A 14,189-nucleotide genomic window follows, 5' to 3' on the forward strand; every position below is an offset into this window, starting at 1 on the left:
CGCGGCGAACGACCGGACGCCGGAGGCGAGACGATCGAGCACGGGCACGAATACTCCCCGGAACGGTATCGAGCGAGGTCCTTCTGGCCGACTTTCCGGACATGACCGTATCGCCCGCGGGAGAGGGAGGACCGGCATCGCCACGCTCGGCGGCCACCGATTCCCACGGGGCTACGGCCGGCCCTCCTCCAGCCGACAGGAGCATGCTGGTCGGGATAGGTAAAATAGCGACATCGCGTCCGTCCGGTCGGTCGAAGGACTGAACGGCGTGATCCGACCTCTTCACCTGGATCGGTGAGAAGAGGTGCGTCATGGACCCATGGCTTGTCTGGTTGATCATCGCGGCGGTCCTTGCCGTGGCGGAGATCTTCACGCTCACCGCCGCGCTCGGCATGCTGAGCGTGGCCGCTGTGGTCACGGCCGGAGGGGCCGCCGTCGGTCTGCCGGTGCCGTTTCAGTTCTTGGTGTACGCCGTCGTTGCCACGGTCACCGTGCTGTTCGTGCGGCCGATCGCGTTGCGCCACGTGCTGCAGCCCCAGGTGGCACGATTCGGCATCGACGCGCTGGTCGGCAAGGCCGCCTACGTCACCTCGGAGGTCACGGCCACGGGCGGCAGGATCCGCATCGACGGAGAGGAGTGGACGGCCCGCCCCTACGACGAGACGCTGGTGATCGCCACCGGAGCGACCGTCGACGTCATACGGATCAGCGGCACCACCGCATTCGTCTACCCACGGGACTGAAGCCATGGAGCTGTCCGCGTCCCTCATCGCCGGCCTGATCGTCGCGCTCATCGCAATCTTCACCGTGGTGCGGGCGGTGCGCATCGTGCCCCAGGCACGCGCTCGCAACGTCGAGCGACTCGGCCGCTACCACCGCACACTGACTCCCGGACTCAGCCTCGTCATCCCCTTCATCGACCGAGTACATCCGCTGATCGATCTGCGCGAACAGGTCGTCTCGTTCAAACCGCAACCCGTCATCACCGAGGACAACCTCGTCGTCGAGATCGACACGGTCCTGTACTTCCAGGTCACCGACCCGCGAGCGGCCTTCTACGAGATCGCCAGCTTCCTCCAGGCCGTCGAGCAGCTCACCGTCACCACGTTGCGCAATGTCGTGGGGTCGATGGACCTGGAGAAGACGCTCACCTCACGGGACACCATCAACAGTCAGCTCCGCGGCGTACTGGACGAGGCCACGGGCAAGTGGGGGCTGCGGGTGAACCGAGTGGAGATCAAGGCCATCGATCCACCGCAGTCCATCAAGGACGCGATGCAGAAGCAGATGCGCGCCGAACGGGACAAGCGCGCCGCGATCCTCGGGGCGGAAGGCCAGCGCCAGTCGCAGATCCTCACCGCCGAGGGGGACAAGCAGGCTGCCGTCCTGCGCGCGGAGGGGAACCGGACCGCGGCCATTCTCCAGGCCGAGGGCCAGTCCCGGGCCGTCGACGAGGTGTTCCAGGCGGTGCATCGCAACGACCCCGACCCCAAACTCCTCGCCTACCAGTACCTCCAGGCGTTGCCCCAGCTCGCGCAAGGCCAGGGGAACAACTTCTGGGTCATCCCCAGCGAGATCACCTCTGCCCTTCAGGGCGTGTCCCGAGCCTTCAGCGAGGTGCTGCCCCCGTCACCGGCAACCCGCGAGAAGCCGTCGGGTGACGACATGGCCGCGCAGGCCGCCAGTGACACGGCGCAGGCGGCGGAAGCCGCCGCGGAGGCCCTGGCGGACGCCGCCAAAGCGGACGGCGTCCCCCCGACCGAGCCTCTACCGCCCCAGTCGCCACGTTGACGGCGGACCCCTGATGCCGCGCGGCCACCCTCACCACGGACGCCGGCCTCGGCGTCCTGCACAACGCCGCCCCGCCCGTCCAGGACGACACCACCACCGCTGCGAACTCGCGAGGAAAAGGCGACGCAGGTTGTCGTGTTTACCGTGCACGGTGGTCGCATGAACCAGGACACGACCCCCCAGCACATCGCCGGCGAGGCTCCGCTGACCGGCCGGATCGCACTCGTCGCCGGGGCCACACGCGGCGCCGGACGCGCGCTCGCCGTCGAACTCGGCCGGCTCGGCGCCACGGTCTACGTCACCGGCCGCACCACCCGTACGCGCGCCAGCGAGGTCGGCCGGACCACGGAGACCATCGAGGAGACCGGCGAACTGGTGACTGCGGCCGGCGGCACCGGCATCGCGGTGCCCACCGACCACCTCGACGAGGACCAGGTACGCGCCCTTGTCGGACGCATCGAACGCGAGCAGGAACGACTGGACATCCTCGTCAACGACCTGTGGGGCGGCGAACACCTCCTCGTCGATTCCGTGTTCGGCAAGAAGACCTGGGAGACACCCCTAGCCGACGGCCTGCGCATCCTGGAACTCGGAGTCCGTTCCCACGTGATCACCGCGGCGCTGGCCCTCCCGCTCCTGGTGCGCTCCGACGCCCCGCTCCACGTCGAGGTCACCGACGGCACGGCGGCCTCCAACCGCCGCTACCGCGAGAACCTCTACTACGACCTCGCCAAGAACGCACCGATCCGGATCGCCTTCGGCTTGGGGGAGGAGCTGGCGGAGTACGGGGGTATGGCCGTCGCCGTCACACCGGGCTTCATGCGCTCGGAACAGATGCTCGCCCACTTCGGTGTGAGCGAGGAGAACTGGCGCGACGCCGTCGCCCAGGAACCGGCCTTCGCCATCGCCGAGTCACCGCACTACCTCGCCCGAGCGGTCGCCGCGCTCGCCGCGGACCCGGACCGGGCGGCCCGCTGGAACAGGAAGTCCGCCTCCAGCGCGGACCTCGCCAAGGCCTACGGCGTACGCGACGTGGACGGCAGCCGCCCCGACGCCTGGGCGTACTTCGAGGACACCCGGTACGGCGGGAAGGACGGCTCGGCGGACGACTACCGCTGACGGTGGCTCAGGCGCCGGTCGTCGTGGGCCGGCGCCGGCAGTGCAGGAAGAGATGGGGTTCGGGCCCGGCTTCCGGGTGGGCCGGGGTGAACAGCAACTCCTCCCGCTCCAGGACCTCCAGGCCCGCGCCCTCGGCCACGGCGACGAGGTCCGGCGCGGTGAAGCTGGTCACGCGCACGGGCTGTCCCATGAAGGTGGCGTCGACGCCCTCCACGTCCAGCGGAACGGTGGCCAGGACCATGTGCCCCGCCGGGGCCAGCGCCCGGGCGAGGCGCCGGACCACGTCCGTCTGCTCGCGCCGGTCCAGCTGGAGCAGCGCGAAGTACACGCAGACCGCGTCGAAGGAGCCCTCCGCGAGCGGCACGTCACGGATGTCGGCGCACCGGAAGGAGGCGGCCGGCACCTGCCGGGCCGCCAGCTCCACCATGACGGGGGAGATGTCGACGCCCTCGACCCGGTGACCGGCGTCCGCGAGGGTCTCGGCCGTGGGGCGCCCGGTCCCGCTGCCCACGTCCAGCACCCGGCTGCCCGGCGCGAGCCGCCCGAGCAGCCACTCCAGCGAGCGGCGGTGCGCGGGCGCCCCGGCGAACGCCTTCTCGTAGTCGGCGCCCAGCGCGTCGAACACGGCGGCGGCCCGCGGCCGTTGCTGTCCGTCGGTCACGAGGGTCCCTTCGCTGGATGAGCCGGTGCCGGGCTCATCCTCCACCGGGGGGACGGCCCCGACAAGGGGCCCTCCGTGACGCGGCCGTCGACCGTGTCACGCGTCCCCGGCGGAGCGGGAGCGGCGGCCCGCGCGGTGGCGCAGGCGCAGGGGCAGCGCGTACCAGCACAGGCCGAACCACAGCATGACCGTGCCCACGAGTATCTCGGCGAGGACGCCCGGGACCACGAACCGGAGGATCAGCAGGAGGGTGCAGCCGATGGTCAGGGCGAGGAGGACCATGCCGCACATCATCAGGCGGCCGGCGGCCTCCACGACCTCGTCCTTCATGCGCTGACCGGACAGGAAGCGGTGTATGGAGACGGGGGCTATGAGCGAGGCGGTGGCCGCCGCGCCGAGCACCACGGTGATGACGTAGATGCTGCGGTCCAGCGTCTCCAGCTGCCTGAAGGTGGGGGTGAAGGCGACACTGAGCAGGAACCCGAAGAGGATCTGCACGCCTGTCTGGGTGACCCGGGTCTCCTGAAGTATCTCGTTCCAGCGGCGGTTGACCCGTTCACGCGGGGTCTCCCGGTCCTCGGCACCGGAGCCGAGCCCGTGGCTGTGGGCGTGTCCGCAGCACGCGGCGTCCTTTCCCGTCGGATCGGCCGGCTGCTCAGTCGTCGTCATGGCGTCCTCCAAGCTCCAGGCGAACCTTTTGCCCGCCCTGGACGCCTCCATGCCGTCGCGCGACACCTGACGGGGCGCCGGCCGTCCGGTGGTCAGTGCAGTGCCTGGTACACCGACGCCGTGGTGAAGCCGTACACGACGTGCGGCACGATGTCCGACACCCAGGACGTACGGTCCCACTGCTTCGGGTCCGTCACGCCGAGCGCGGTGGCCGGCACGTCGCTGCCCACCATGGCCACGGCACCGAGCAAGGGCCCGGCCACCCAGTCCGGCAGCGGTCCGCGCCGGCGGCACAGCACCCCGTAGACGGCGCCGACGCCGAGGCCGGTGGCGTAGCCGAGCAGGGCGCCGACGGCCTGTTCGCGGTGGGGCTTGGTCTCCTCGTCGCCGAGCACCAGCCCGACGCGGTCGGCGACGCGGTCCGCGACCTCGGCCGGCATGTCGCTGGAGCCCCGGCCGCGCAGCAGCATGTCGCCGTACGTGGTGAGGTTCAGCGCGACGGTCCCCGCCGCGCCGGCGACCAGGCCCTTGATCAGTGACTGCATCCCGGAACTCCCTCGACAGGGGCGCGGTGGCGCACGACGGTCACGACGGGCCCCGGGTTCCCCTCTCGCAGCCGGTTAACAGAACCGCGGGTCCGTGCGGTCCCGGCGTCATGCCGGACGGGGGCGGGCCCCCTCCAGGGCCAGGTCCACCAGCCCCCGCACGAGCGCCTCGTCCAGCGGAGCCCGGCTGAGCAGCACCCGGACGAACAGCGGGCCGCTCAGGGCCTCGATCAGCAGGCCCGGATCGGTGTCCGCCGCCAGCTCGCCGCGCTCGACGCCGCGCCGGACCATCACGACGGCCCGGTCGAGGCGGTCGCTCCAGTAGGGCCGGCGGCGGTCGTCGAGCGTCTCGTCGTGCTCCACACCGATCCGGAGCAGCGCGTGCCCCTGGGCGGTGCCGAGGAGCACGGCCAGCGAGGAGAAGAAGCCGAGCAGGTCGTCCCGCACGCGCCCGGTGTCCGGGACCGGCAGTGCGGAGTCCAGCTGCGTGTTCAACGCGTCCAGGACCAGGTTCTCGCGGGTGCCCCAGCGGCGGTAGACCGACGTCTCGTGCACCCCGGCCGCGCGGGCGACGGCACCCACGGTCGTCCCCGCCAGGCCCTGGCTGGACAGCAGTTCCACCGCGGCGGCCAGCACGGCCTGCCGCATTCGCTCCCCACGGCGGCGCAGGGGCGGGGCGGCGGGTTCCGGAGAGGTCATCGCACCAGACTAAAGCAGGTCGGCTTGCGTTGGGTGTACGGTTAACGCAAGTCGACCTGCGATGGACCGGTGGGGCCCGTCCGGGTCGCCGCACCGAGGAGGTCATGTCATGGCGCAGATGCTCGCCGCCCGCCTGCACGTCCCGAGCCGCACGCTGCGGCTGGAGGAGGTGCCCCGGCCGAAGCCCGGCCCGGGCGAGGTCCTCGTCAAGGTCGAGGCGGCCGGGGTGTGCCTGTCCGACGTCCACCTCATCGACGGGACGCTCACCCCGCTCCTCCTCCGGGGCGACACGGTCACCCTCGGCCACGAGGTCTCCGGCACGATCGCCGAGACCGGCGAGGGCGTGACCACCTGGTCGCCCGGTGAGCGGGTCGTGCTGTACGCCGGCGAGGTCCGCGACGGCGTCACCTACACCCGCGGCGTCGACTACGACGGCGGCTGGGCCGAGTACGCGCTGTCCGCCGAGACCGCCCTGACCCCGCTGCCCGACGCGATCCCCTTCGACCAGGGCGCGATCATCCCCGACGCCGTGTCCACCCCGTGGGGCGCGATCACCGAGACCGGTGGCGTCCGTCCCGCCGAGGCCGTCGGCGTGTGGGGCGTCGGCGGACTCGGTGTGCACGCCGTGCAGCTGCTGCGCGCGGTCGGCGCCTGCCCGGTCGTCGCCGTCGACCCCAATCCGGTGGCGCGCGAGCGTGCCCTGTCCGCCGGGGCCGACCTCGCCCTGGACTCCGCCGACCCCGGGCTGCGCGAGGCCGTCGCGGCGGTGACCGGCGGGGCGGGGGTCGCCGCCGCCTTCGACTTCGCGGGCGTGCCCGCCGTGCGCGAGCAGGCGCTCTCCGTCCTCGCGCCCAAGGGCCGACTGGTTCTGGTGGGCCTGACCGACAAGCCGCTCAGCGTCGTGGACGGCACCCGCTTCAGCTACCTCCAGCAGCGGATCCTCGGCCACTACGGTTCCGACATGCCGGTGGCCCTGCCCCAGCTGCTGCGGCTGATCCAGGGCGGACGGCTGGACTTCTCCGCGTCCATCAGCGGGGTGCTGCCGCTGGCCGAGGCCGCCGAGGCGGTCGCCCGGCTGGAGAAGAAGGAGGGCAACCCGATCCGGCTGATCCTGCGCCCGTGAGGTGAGGGATTCCTGAGAATCCACGAGGCGGTTGAACGCCCGCGCCCCCGACTCCGTATGGAGCCGGGGGCATCGCATGCCCCGGGTCCGCCACGACGCACACAGGAGCACGCCTTGGGACACAGCAGGCGCAGACGCCCGACCGGGGCGCGGCGCGCGACCTTCTCCGCGGTCGCCCTGATACTCGGCGGCGGTGGTCTGGTCGCCGCCAACGTGTTCGCCTCCGCGACCGAGACGGGGACCGGCCCCGCCGTCCCCCTGGGCAGTTCCGGCGTCGCGGCCACGGTCGACTGCCCCGACCTGAGCGAGCGGCTGACGACCGTCCCCGAGGCGGCCAGGCCGGACGTCGACGGTGAACTCGCCCGCCTGGACGGGCAGATCGCCACGGCCTACCGGCAACTGCAGGAAGCGGCACGCACCGCCGACGACGGCGGCCTGGACGAGGGCGCGATCCTCGACCCGTTGGAGCGGCAGCGGACGGAGACGATCGCGCGGATCGTCTCCGCCGTCGACGGCGCCGGGGACCGGCCCGAGGGGCTGGAGGCCCTCGCACCGTGCACGCTGCGACGCACCGCGGTCGCGACACCGGACGCGGCGAGCGGCGACGCGGACGGGCGGCAGGACGGCTCGGGCGACGGCGGGGACACCGGAGCGGACGACGGAACCGGAGCGGCGGGCGGTGACGCCGCCGACGGGGAGCAGCCCGGTGCCGGGCAGGAGCAGGGCAACGGCGGCCAGGCCGGCAACGGCCCCGTCGCGGCCGACTACGTCGACATCACGACCGTCCCGCCCGGCGCGGCGAAGCCGAGCCCGGACAAGGGCGCCTCGCGCGGCTCCTTCACCACCAGCTGCGGCGTCAACGCCGACGGCCTGTTCAACTCGGACAACCTGATCGCCGCGCCCGGCGTCGGCAACGGCGCCCACCACTTCCACGACTACGTCGGCAACCAGGGCAACGACGCCTTCGCCTCCGACGACGACCTGGCGAACGCCGGCACCAGCTGCGCGGACCAGGGCGACAAGTCCTCGTACTACTGGCCCGTGCTGCGGCTGCAGAACGGCACCGCCGAACAGGACGACCGGTCGCCCGGCGGGGGCGTCGAGGGCAACGCCGGCGAGATCGTCACGCCGGCCGAGGTGACGCTGACCTTCGAGGGCAACGAGCGCGGCAAGGTCACGGGCATGCCGCGGCTGCTGCGCGTCATCACCGGCGACGCCAAGGCGTTCGTCAACGGCAACACCAACGCCAACGCCTCCTGGAGCTGCACCGGCCACGAGGACCGGCAGCTGAAGGACAAGTACCCGCTCTGCCCGGCCGGCAGCGACGTGGTGCGCACCTTCACCTTCCAGAGCTGCTGGGACGGCCGCAACATCGACAGCGCCAACCACCGCACCCACGTGGCGTTCGCCGCCGCCGACGGAAGCTGCCCGGACGGCTTCCGTCCCGTCCCGCGGCTGGTGCAGCGCATCGTGTACGACGTGGACGCGCCCAGTCTCCGTGACGGAGGCCGGACGACACCCCTGTTCGCCGTGGACTCCTTCCCCGAGCAGCTGCACAAGCCGGTCACGGACCACAGCGACTTCATCAACGTCTTCGACGAGGACCTGATGCGGGAGATGGTCGACTGCATCAACGGCGGCCGCTCGTGCGGCGCGGGCACGCCGCCCGCCCCGGACCCCGGCCAGAGCGAGACCCCGCGGCAGCCGACCGGGGCCCCGGACGACCCCGGGACCCCCGAGGTCTCCGGAACTCCGGACGACCCCGGGACCCCCGAGGCATCCGGGGCCCCGGACGACGGAAACGGTCAGGAGACCCCCGAACAGCCGGGCGACGACGGCGGGCAGACCGCCGCACCCCCCGCCGGGCAGACCGGCGCCCCGTCGGCGCCCGCGGACGCCGGCCAGGACGGGGAGCAGCCGGAGCACGCCGGCCGGCCCGCGAACCCGGACCGGCCCGAGGCCTCCCGTTCCGCCGAGCCCAGGGCCGCGACCCCGCCCGCCGGCACTCCGGGCGACGCGAGCGCCTCCGCGGCCGCCCCCGGCGGGACGCGGGGGACGGACGGGGGCGCCGTGCAGGCCGCCGGTTCCGCGAGCGGGCCGCAGGGCGACCGGGGCGGTCTCGCCGAGACCGGTTCCGGCCTCGGCCTCTGGCCCGCGGCGGCCGGTGGCGTCCTCTTCGCCGCCGGATGCCTGCTGCTGCTCCGCACCAGGCGGCGCACCCTGTGACACCCCCCTGACGCGCCGTTCGGTCCCGACGCCGGCCGGGACCTAACGGCGTCAGTCGCCGAGCGCGTCCTTGACGTCGCCCAGGTCGACGAACTTGAAGCCGGTGGCGGCACGCTCGCCGTCCTCCGGCGTGTCGTGGCCGTCCTGCACGACGAGCAGGCCGTCGGGGTAGCGGCGGCCCAGCGGCCGGTTCAGCACCGCCGCCCCGTCGCACTCCTCGGAGCCGTCCAGCCGGGCCGAGACGGCGCCGACGCGGAACCCGCCCTCGTACTCGTTGTGGTCGCCCTGCTCGCGGTCGTACGCGGCGAAGGTGTCGTCCCCCTGGCTGGACGCCAGCAGATACCCGTCGCCGTCGGACTCCTGGAGGAGCGTCAGCCCCTCCACGTCCGCGGACAGCACACTGCCGCCGAACCCGGGGTCGGAGCCGGCGACGCACTCGTCGGCGGCCTCGTCGTACGTGGCGGGGACACCGTACTCACGCACCGTGTCCACCAGCCGGGGTGTGCCGGTGAGGTCGGCGCGCAGACGCCAGATGCCGACGTCCTCCTGCCCGGCGTAGAGGGTGCCGTCGGCCGGGTCGACGACCATGCCCTCCACCTGGGGCAGTTCGCCGGGCTCGGCGCAGGGCGACCAGCGGGCGCCGTTCGGCAGCCGGAAGGACGCGGGCAGGTCCAGGGTGCGGACCGTGCGGTAGCCGACGCGCCCGGACGCCGCCGGGGTGAGCTCCAGCAGGGCGAGCCGGGTACGCTCCCGCCGGCTGACCAGCGCGTAGGAACGCCGGGTCGCCCTGTCGGTCCAGGTGGCCAGACCGTACGCGGTGCGCTGCTCGTCGATCTCGTCCTGGTCCGCGGAGAACACCGGCGCGGCGGCCGGGTCGGTGACGTCCGTCAGCGGGCGGCCCGGCGCGGCCGGGTCGATGCGGTAGAAGCGCAGACGGTCGCTGCCGCGGTCGGTGGTGACCGCGAGGTCCGCCGGGCCGGTGCTCAGCGGCATGCCCTGCACCAGGTCGACGTTGTTGAAGCGGCCGGGCGCGCTGTCGGGATCCGAGGCCGGGGGAGCGGCCACCGACTGCACCAGCCGGGCGTCGAGGTCGTAGACGCGCAGGCCGCCCTCCTTGGCCGTCGCGACGACGAGGCTGCGGTCGGGGTCGGACGGGTTGCGCCAGATGGCGGGGTCGTCCGCGTCTGCGTTCCCGCCGGCCTCGTCGTCGTACAGGGCGGCCGTCTCGGCCCGCGGCCGCACGGTCGGCAGCGCGTCGCCGCCGTGGGCCGCGGCCGGAGCCACGGGCAGGGCGGCGAAGGCCGCGGCGAAGGCGCAGGCGGCCGTACGGCCGAAGGGGAATCTGGTCACGCCGGTACTCCCGAAGTCGAAGACATGACAACAAAGGGCACCAAGTGATCTTGAGGGTGGAGTGCGTCGCCGGGGCGCTCTCCGGGTGACGGAGGGGCGTACGCCCGGCGAACGAACCCCGCCGTCCCCGTGCGCCGGGGCGGCGGTCCGGTGGCCCGGCGGTGTCCGCGGCGTCGATACGATGGCGTACCGGGAAGCGGACGGCGGGACGAGGGGAGTGCGGGCGTGGCGGATGACCGGCGTCCCCGGCGGCGGGGGCAGGGCGAGCTGGAGGCGCTGGTGCTCTCGGTGCTGCGCGGGGCGGAGGGTCCGGCGACGGCCGGCCGGGTGCAGGAGCGCCTGGGCGGGGACCTGGCCTACACGACGGTGGTCACGATCCTGACCCGCCTGCTGGACAAGGGCGCGGTGAGCCGGGAGCGCGCGGGCCGGTCCTTCGTCTGGACGCCCGCGGACCCGGCGGGCCTGGCCGCGCGCCGGATGCGCGGGGTGCTGGACGCCGAGAGCGACCGCGGGGCGGTGCTGGCGAGCTTCGTGACGGGCCTCGACCCGGCCGACGAACGGCTGCTGCGCGACCTGCTGGGCGGCGACGCGCGGGCCGCGGGGGAAGACTGACGCCTCATGGGGGTCTTCGTCTTCCTTCCGCTCGTCCTGCCGCTGACCGCGTGGCCGATCGCGCGCCTGGCCGAACAGCACCTGCATCCCCGGACCGCGACCAGGCTGCTCACCGCCGTGGCCGCGGTGATGGCGCTGTGCAGCACGGTGTGCCTCGCCCTGCTGATGGTGGTCGGCACCGCGCAGCTCCCGGGCAATCCCCTGCCCGACGGCTGGTCGGACCCGGAGGTACGGGCGGCGGTGCCCTACGACGAGGTCGCCGGCAAGGCGGCGATCCCCGCGCTGTGCGCGGTGGTCGTGGCCTCAGCCCGGGCCCTGTGGCGCCACGGCCGGGTGCGCCGCCGCGCCCACCGCGCACTGGCCGGGCTGCCGGGCACGTCCGTGGCCGTCCTGCCGGACGAGGTGCCCTACGCGTACGCGCTGCCCGGCGGGCGAAGGGACCGGGTGGTGGTGACCACGGCCCTGCTGGACTGCCTCGAACCGGCCGAGCGGCGGGCGCTGTTCGCCCACGAGCGGGCCCATCTGGCCGCCCGTCACCACCGGTTCCTGCTCGCCGTACGGCTCGCCGCGCTGGCCAACCCGTTCCTGCGGCCGCTGCGTACGGCCGTGTCCTACACGGCGGAGCGCTGGGCCGACGAGGAGGCGGCCCGGACGGTCGGCAACCGCCGCGCGGTGGCGACCGCCATCGGCAAGGCGGCCCTCGTCTCCCGGGGCACCCCGGTCGCCACCCTCGCCGGTCTCGCGGCACCTGGGCCGGTGCCGCGCCGGGTGGCGGCCCTGCTCGGCCCCGCTCCGACGCCCCGCACCAGGCCCTCGGTGTTCACCTCGGTGGGGCTGGCGGTGTGGGGCGCGGCGGCCGGCACGGCCGTGTCGGCGATGTCCTCCGCGAACGCGGCCGTCACGATGTTCCTCGTCCTCCGCGCCGCGACGCCCCTCTGACGGAACCGCGGCGTGACGGCGTGATCCAGTACCCGGGCACGCCGGCCGCGCCGCCGCGTCAGTCCATCAGCCCGGCGGCGAGCGCGGCCCCCAGCTCCCAGCAGGCCTCCAGGTCGGCCTTGGCGGGCTCACCGGCCACCGTCACCGCCGGGGCGGCGCGCTGCCAGCCGAGGCCGGTCGTCACCGACTCGATGCCGCGCACGGCGCCGGTGGTGTCGTTGCCGCCGTGCACCCAGTAGCCGAAGAGCCGCCCCCGCGTGGCGTCCAGGCACGGGTAGTAGACCTGGTCGAAGAAGTGCTTCAGGGCGCCGGACATGTAGCCCAGGTTGGCCGGGGTGCCCAGCAGGTATCCGTCCGCCTCCAGCACGTCGACGGCCGTGGCCGCCAGCGCCGCACGCCGGACGACCCGCACCCCCTCGATCTCCGGAGCGGTCGCTCCGGACACGACGGCTTCGAGCATCGCCTGGCAGTTCGGCGACGGGGTGTGATGCACGATCAGCAAAGTGGCCACACCCCGAAGCCTGCCGTCCGCGACCCTCCGGCCGCAACAGGCACCGCGGGCCGGCTCACACCTCGGGGGCCGCCGTCTCCGTCAGGGTGCCGTCGGCCAGCCGCAGCCACCGGTCGACCCCGATCCCGTTCAGGAACCGCTCGTCGTGGCTGACCACCACGAAGGCACCCCGGTAGGCGTTCAGGGCGCTCTCCAGCTGCGCCGCGCTGACCAGGTCGAGGTTGTTGGTCGGCTCGTCCAGCAGCAGCAGGTGCGGGGCGGGTTCCGCGCACAGCACACAGGCGAGGGTGGCCCGCAGCCGCTCGCCGCCGGACAGCACGCGGACGGGCAGATGGGCGCGGGCGCCCCGGAAGAGGAACCGGGCGAGCAGGTTCATCCGCTCGGCCTCGGGCCGCTCGGGGGCGTACGCGGCGAAGTTCTCGGCGACCGTGCGGTCCCCGTCCAGCAGGTCGAGCCGCTGCGAAAGGTACGCGACGCGCCCGTCGGCCCGCCCGACCGTGCCCCCGCCGGGCTCCAGGTCGCCGTTCAGCAGCCGCAGCAGCGTGCTCTTGCCGGCGCCGTTGGGGCCGGTCAGCGCGATGCGCTCGGGCCCCCGCACGGTCAGGTCGACACCCTCGCCGGCGAACACCTCCCGGTCGCCGAGCCGGACTCGCAGCCGCTCCCCGAGGAAGAGGGTGCGCCCGGCGGGCACGTCGGTGTCCGGCAGGTCGAGGACGATGCGCTGGTCGTCGCGGAGCGCGCGTCCCGCCTCGTCCAGCCGGGCCCTCGCCTCGCCGACCCGGCCGGCGTGCGTCTGCCCGGCCCGGCCCGCGGACTCCTGCGCGCCCCGTTTCATGTTCCCGGCGAAGATCCGCGGCAGACCGGCGTTCTTGAGGTTGCGGGCCGCGTTGCTCGCACGGCGCTCGGCCCGCTCCCGGGCCTGCTGCATTTCCCGCTTCTCCCGCTTCAGTTCCTGCTCGGCGTTGCGGACGTTCTTCTCGGCGACCTCCTGCTCGGCCCGCACCGCTTCCTCGTACGCGGTGAAATCGCCGCCGTAGAAACGCAGTTCACCGCGGTCGAGTTCGGCGATGCGCTCCATGCGGTCCAGCAGGGCGCGGTCGTGGCTGACCAGCAGCAGGCAGCCCTTGTAGTCCGACAGCACGTCGTGGAGCGTGTGCCGGGCGTCCAGGTCGAGGTTGTTGGTGGGCTCGTCGAGCAGCAGCACGTCGGGCCGCTTCAGCAGCTGGGCGGCGAGCCCGAGGGAGACGACCTGTCCGCCGCTGAGGGTACCGAGACGCCGGTCCAGGGCGAGGTCGCCCAGGCCGAGCCGGTCGAGCTGGGCACGAGTGCGTTCCTCGATGTCCCAGTCGTCGCCGATGGCCGTGAAGTGCTCCTCGGCCACGTCTCCGGACTCGACGGCGTCGATGGCGCGGATCACGGCCGCGACCCCCAGCACCTCCGCCACCGTGAGGTCACCGGTCAGCGGGAGGGTCTGCGGCAGCCAGCCGACGGTCCCGGTGGTGGTGACGGACCCGGCGCCGGGCCGCAGTTCCCCGGCGATCAGCCTGAGCAGGGTGCTCTTGCCGGAGCCGTTGGGGGCCACCAGACCGGTGCGGCCCGTGCCCACGGTGAAGGACAGGTCCTCGAAGACGGGGGTGTCGTCGGGCCACGAGAAGGACAGGTTCGAGCAGACGACGGCGGCGTCGGACATGGATGACCTCGCTGAGGAGAGGGGCGGGGGAAGGGACGCGCCCGCCCGGGACAGACAGGGAGAGGGGAACGACGAAGGCGGCCACCGCGGCGGCGCTCCTGTGCGCCTGCCTGTGGCCGTCGGTGCGGGGTATCACCCGCAGATGTCGTCGTCACCCACCATGTCCGGGACCTCTCGATACGCCATCAACGTCTTCGCCAGCCTAACAGTCTCCTCACGCCGGGGCGCGGTGGTTTTCGCCCGCCCGGACGGGC

General features: G+C 73.5%; 14 protein-coding genes. 7 read left to right on the forward strand and 7 right to left on the reverse strand.

Annotation, left to right across the window (positions count from 1 at the left end; all coding sequences use genetic code 11):
• The first annotated feature begins 311 nt into the window (after positions 1-311).
• The 3 genes from ACFWJB_RS26415 to ACFWJB_RS26425 all read left to right on the forward strand — a co-directional run bounded on the left by ACFWJB_RS26415 (position 312) and on the right by ACFWJB_RS26425 (position 2,910).
• Positions 312-743 (forward strand): NfeD family protein, encoded by a 432-nt coding sequence (locus ACFWJB_RS26415; RefSeq protein WP_385470433.1) that lies wholly within the window; start codon positions 312-314, stop codon positions 741-743.
• Between the two features lie 4 nt (positions 744-747).
• On the forward strand, positions 748-1,791 hold the full coding sequence (locus ACFWJB_RS26420; protein ID WP_385470435.1) for an SPFH domain-containing protein: 1,044 nt from the start codon (positions 748-750) through the stop codon (positions 1,789-1,791).
• A 159-nt stretch (positions 1,792-1,950) separates the two neighbouring features.
• Positions 1,951-2,910: an SDR family oxidoreductase gene (locus ACFWJB_RS26425; protein ID WP_386925254.1), complete on the forward strand. Its 960-nt coding sequence runs from the start codon at positions 1,951-1,953 to the stop codon at positions 2,908-2,910.
• A gap of 7 nt (positions 2,911-2,917) precedes the next feature.
• On the opposite strand, the gene ACFWJB_RS26430 is transcribed toward ACFWJB_RS26425, so the two are convergent.
• The 4 genes from ACFWJB_RS26430 to ACFWJB_RS26445 all read right to left on the reverse strand — a co-directional run bounded on the left by ACFWJB_RS26430 (position 2,918) and on the right by ACFWJB_RS26445 (position 5,484).
• A complete protein-coding gene (locus ACFWJB_RS26430) occupies positions 2,918-3,571 on the reverse strand; it encodes a class I SAM-dependent methyltransferase (RefSeq protein ID WP_386925256.1) in 654 nt (217 codons plus the stop codon).
• A 96-nt stretch (positions 3,572-3,667) separates the two neighbouring features.
• Complete coding sequence (locus ACFWJB_RS26435) at positions 3,668-4,240, reverse strand: DUF6328 family protein (protein ID WP_385470441.1); 573 nt, start codon at positions 4,238-4,240, stop codon at positions 3,668-3,670.
• 92 nt (positions 4,241-4,332) lie between these two features.
• Entirely contained in the window at positions 4,333-4,785 is a 453-nt protein-coding gene (locus ACFWJB_RS26440; RefSeq protein WP_385470443.1) for a hypothetical protein, read from the reverse strand.
• A 108-nt stretch (positions 4,786-4,893) separates the two neighbouring features.
• Positions 4,894-5,484, reverse strand: a complete 591-nt coding sequence (locus ACFWJB_RS26445; protein ID WP_385470445.1) for a TetR/AcrR family transcriptional regulator — start codon at positions 5,482-5,484, stop codon at positions 4,894-4,896.
• A gap of 109 nt (positions 5,485-5,593) precedes the next feature.
• Between ACFWJB_RS26445 and ACFWJB_RS26450 the strand changes: the two genes are divergently transcribed.
• Together ACFWJB_RS26450 and ACFWJB_RS26455 are read left to right on the forward strand one after the other, a co-directional pair.
• Positions 5,594-6,607 carry a zinc-binding dehydrogenase gene (locus ACFWJB_RS26450; RefSeq protein ID WP_386925259.1) on the forward strand — a complete coding sequence of 338 codons (1,014 nt, stop codon included), beginning with the start codon at positions 5,594-5,596 and terminating at the stop codon, positions 6,605-6,607.
• A 114-nt stretch (positions 6,608-6,721) separates the two neighbouring features.
• Positions 6,722-8,833 (forward strand): DUF1996 domain-containing protein, encoded by a 2,112-nt coding sequence (locus tag ACFWJB_RS26455; protein WP_386925261.1) that lies wholly within the window; start codon positions 6,722-6,724, stop codon positions 8,831-8,833.
• A gap of 51 nt (positions 8,834-8,884) precedes the next feature.
• Here ACFWJB_RS26455 and ACFWJB_RS26460 read toward each other — a convergent pair whose 3' ends face one another.
• Positions 8,885-10,183: a phytase gene (locus ACFWJB_RS26460; RefSeq protein WP_386925263.1), complete on the reverse strand. Its 1,299-nt coding sequence runs from the start codon at positions 10,181-10,183 to the stop codon at positions 8,885-8,887.
• Positions 10,184-10,408: 225 nt separating this feature from the next.
• Here ACFWJB_RS26460 and ACFWJB_RS26465 point away from each other — a divergent pair, with 225 nt between their 5' ends.
• Together ACFWJB_RS26465 and ACFWJB_RS26470 are read left to right on the forward strand one after the other, a co-directional pair.
• Positions 10,409-10,795, forward strand: a complete 387-nt coding sequence (locus ACFWJB_RS26465; protein ID WP_385465092.1) for a BlaI/MecI/CopY family transcriptional regulator — start codon at positions 10,409-10,411, stop codon at positions 10,793-10,795.
• A gap of 6 nt (positions 10,796-10,801) precedes the next feature.
• The gene (locus ACFWJB_RS26470; RefSeq protein WP_385465089.1) at positions 10,802-11,734 is read left to right on the forward strand and encodes a M56 family metallopeptidase; all 933 of its coding nucleotides are present in this window, start codon (positions 10,802-10,804) and stop codon (positions 11,732-11,734) included.
• Positions 11,735-11,792: 58 nt separating this feature from the next.
• Here ACFWJB_RS26470 and ACFWJB_RS26475 read toward each other — a convergent pair whose 3' ends face one another.
• Together ACFWJB_RS26475 and abc-f are read right to left on the reverse strand one after the other, a co-directional pair.
• Entirely contained in the window at positions 11,793-12,245 is a 453-nt protein-coding gene (locus ACFWJB_RS26475; RefSeq protein ID WP_385465086.1) for a flavodoxin family protein, read from the reverse strand.
• Positions 12,246-12,300: 55 nt separating this feature from the next.
• Positions 12,301-13,935 carry a ribosomal protection-like ABC-F family protein gene (gene abc-f / locus ACFWJB_RS26480; protein WP_385465082.1) on the reverse strand — a complete coding sequence of 545 codons (1,635 nt, stop codon included), beginning with the start codon at positions 13,933-13,935 and terminating at the stop codon, positions 12,301-12,303.
• Between the last annotated feature and the right edge of the window lie 254 nt (positions 13,936-14,189).

The sequence above is a fragment of the Streptomyces sp. NPDC127100 genome, from assembly GCF_042724095.1.
Classification (GTDB): domain Bacteria; phylum Actinomycetota; class Actinomycetes; order Streptomycetales; family Streptomycetaceae; genus Streptomyces.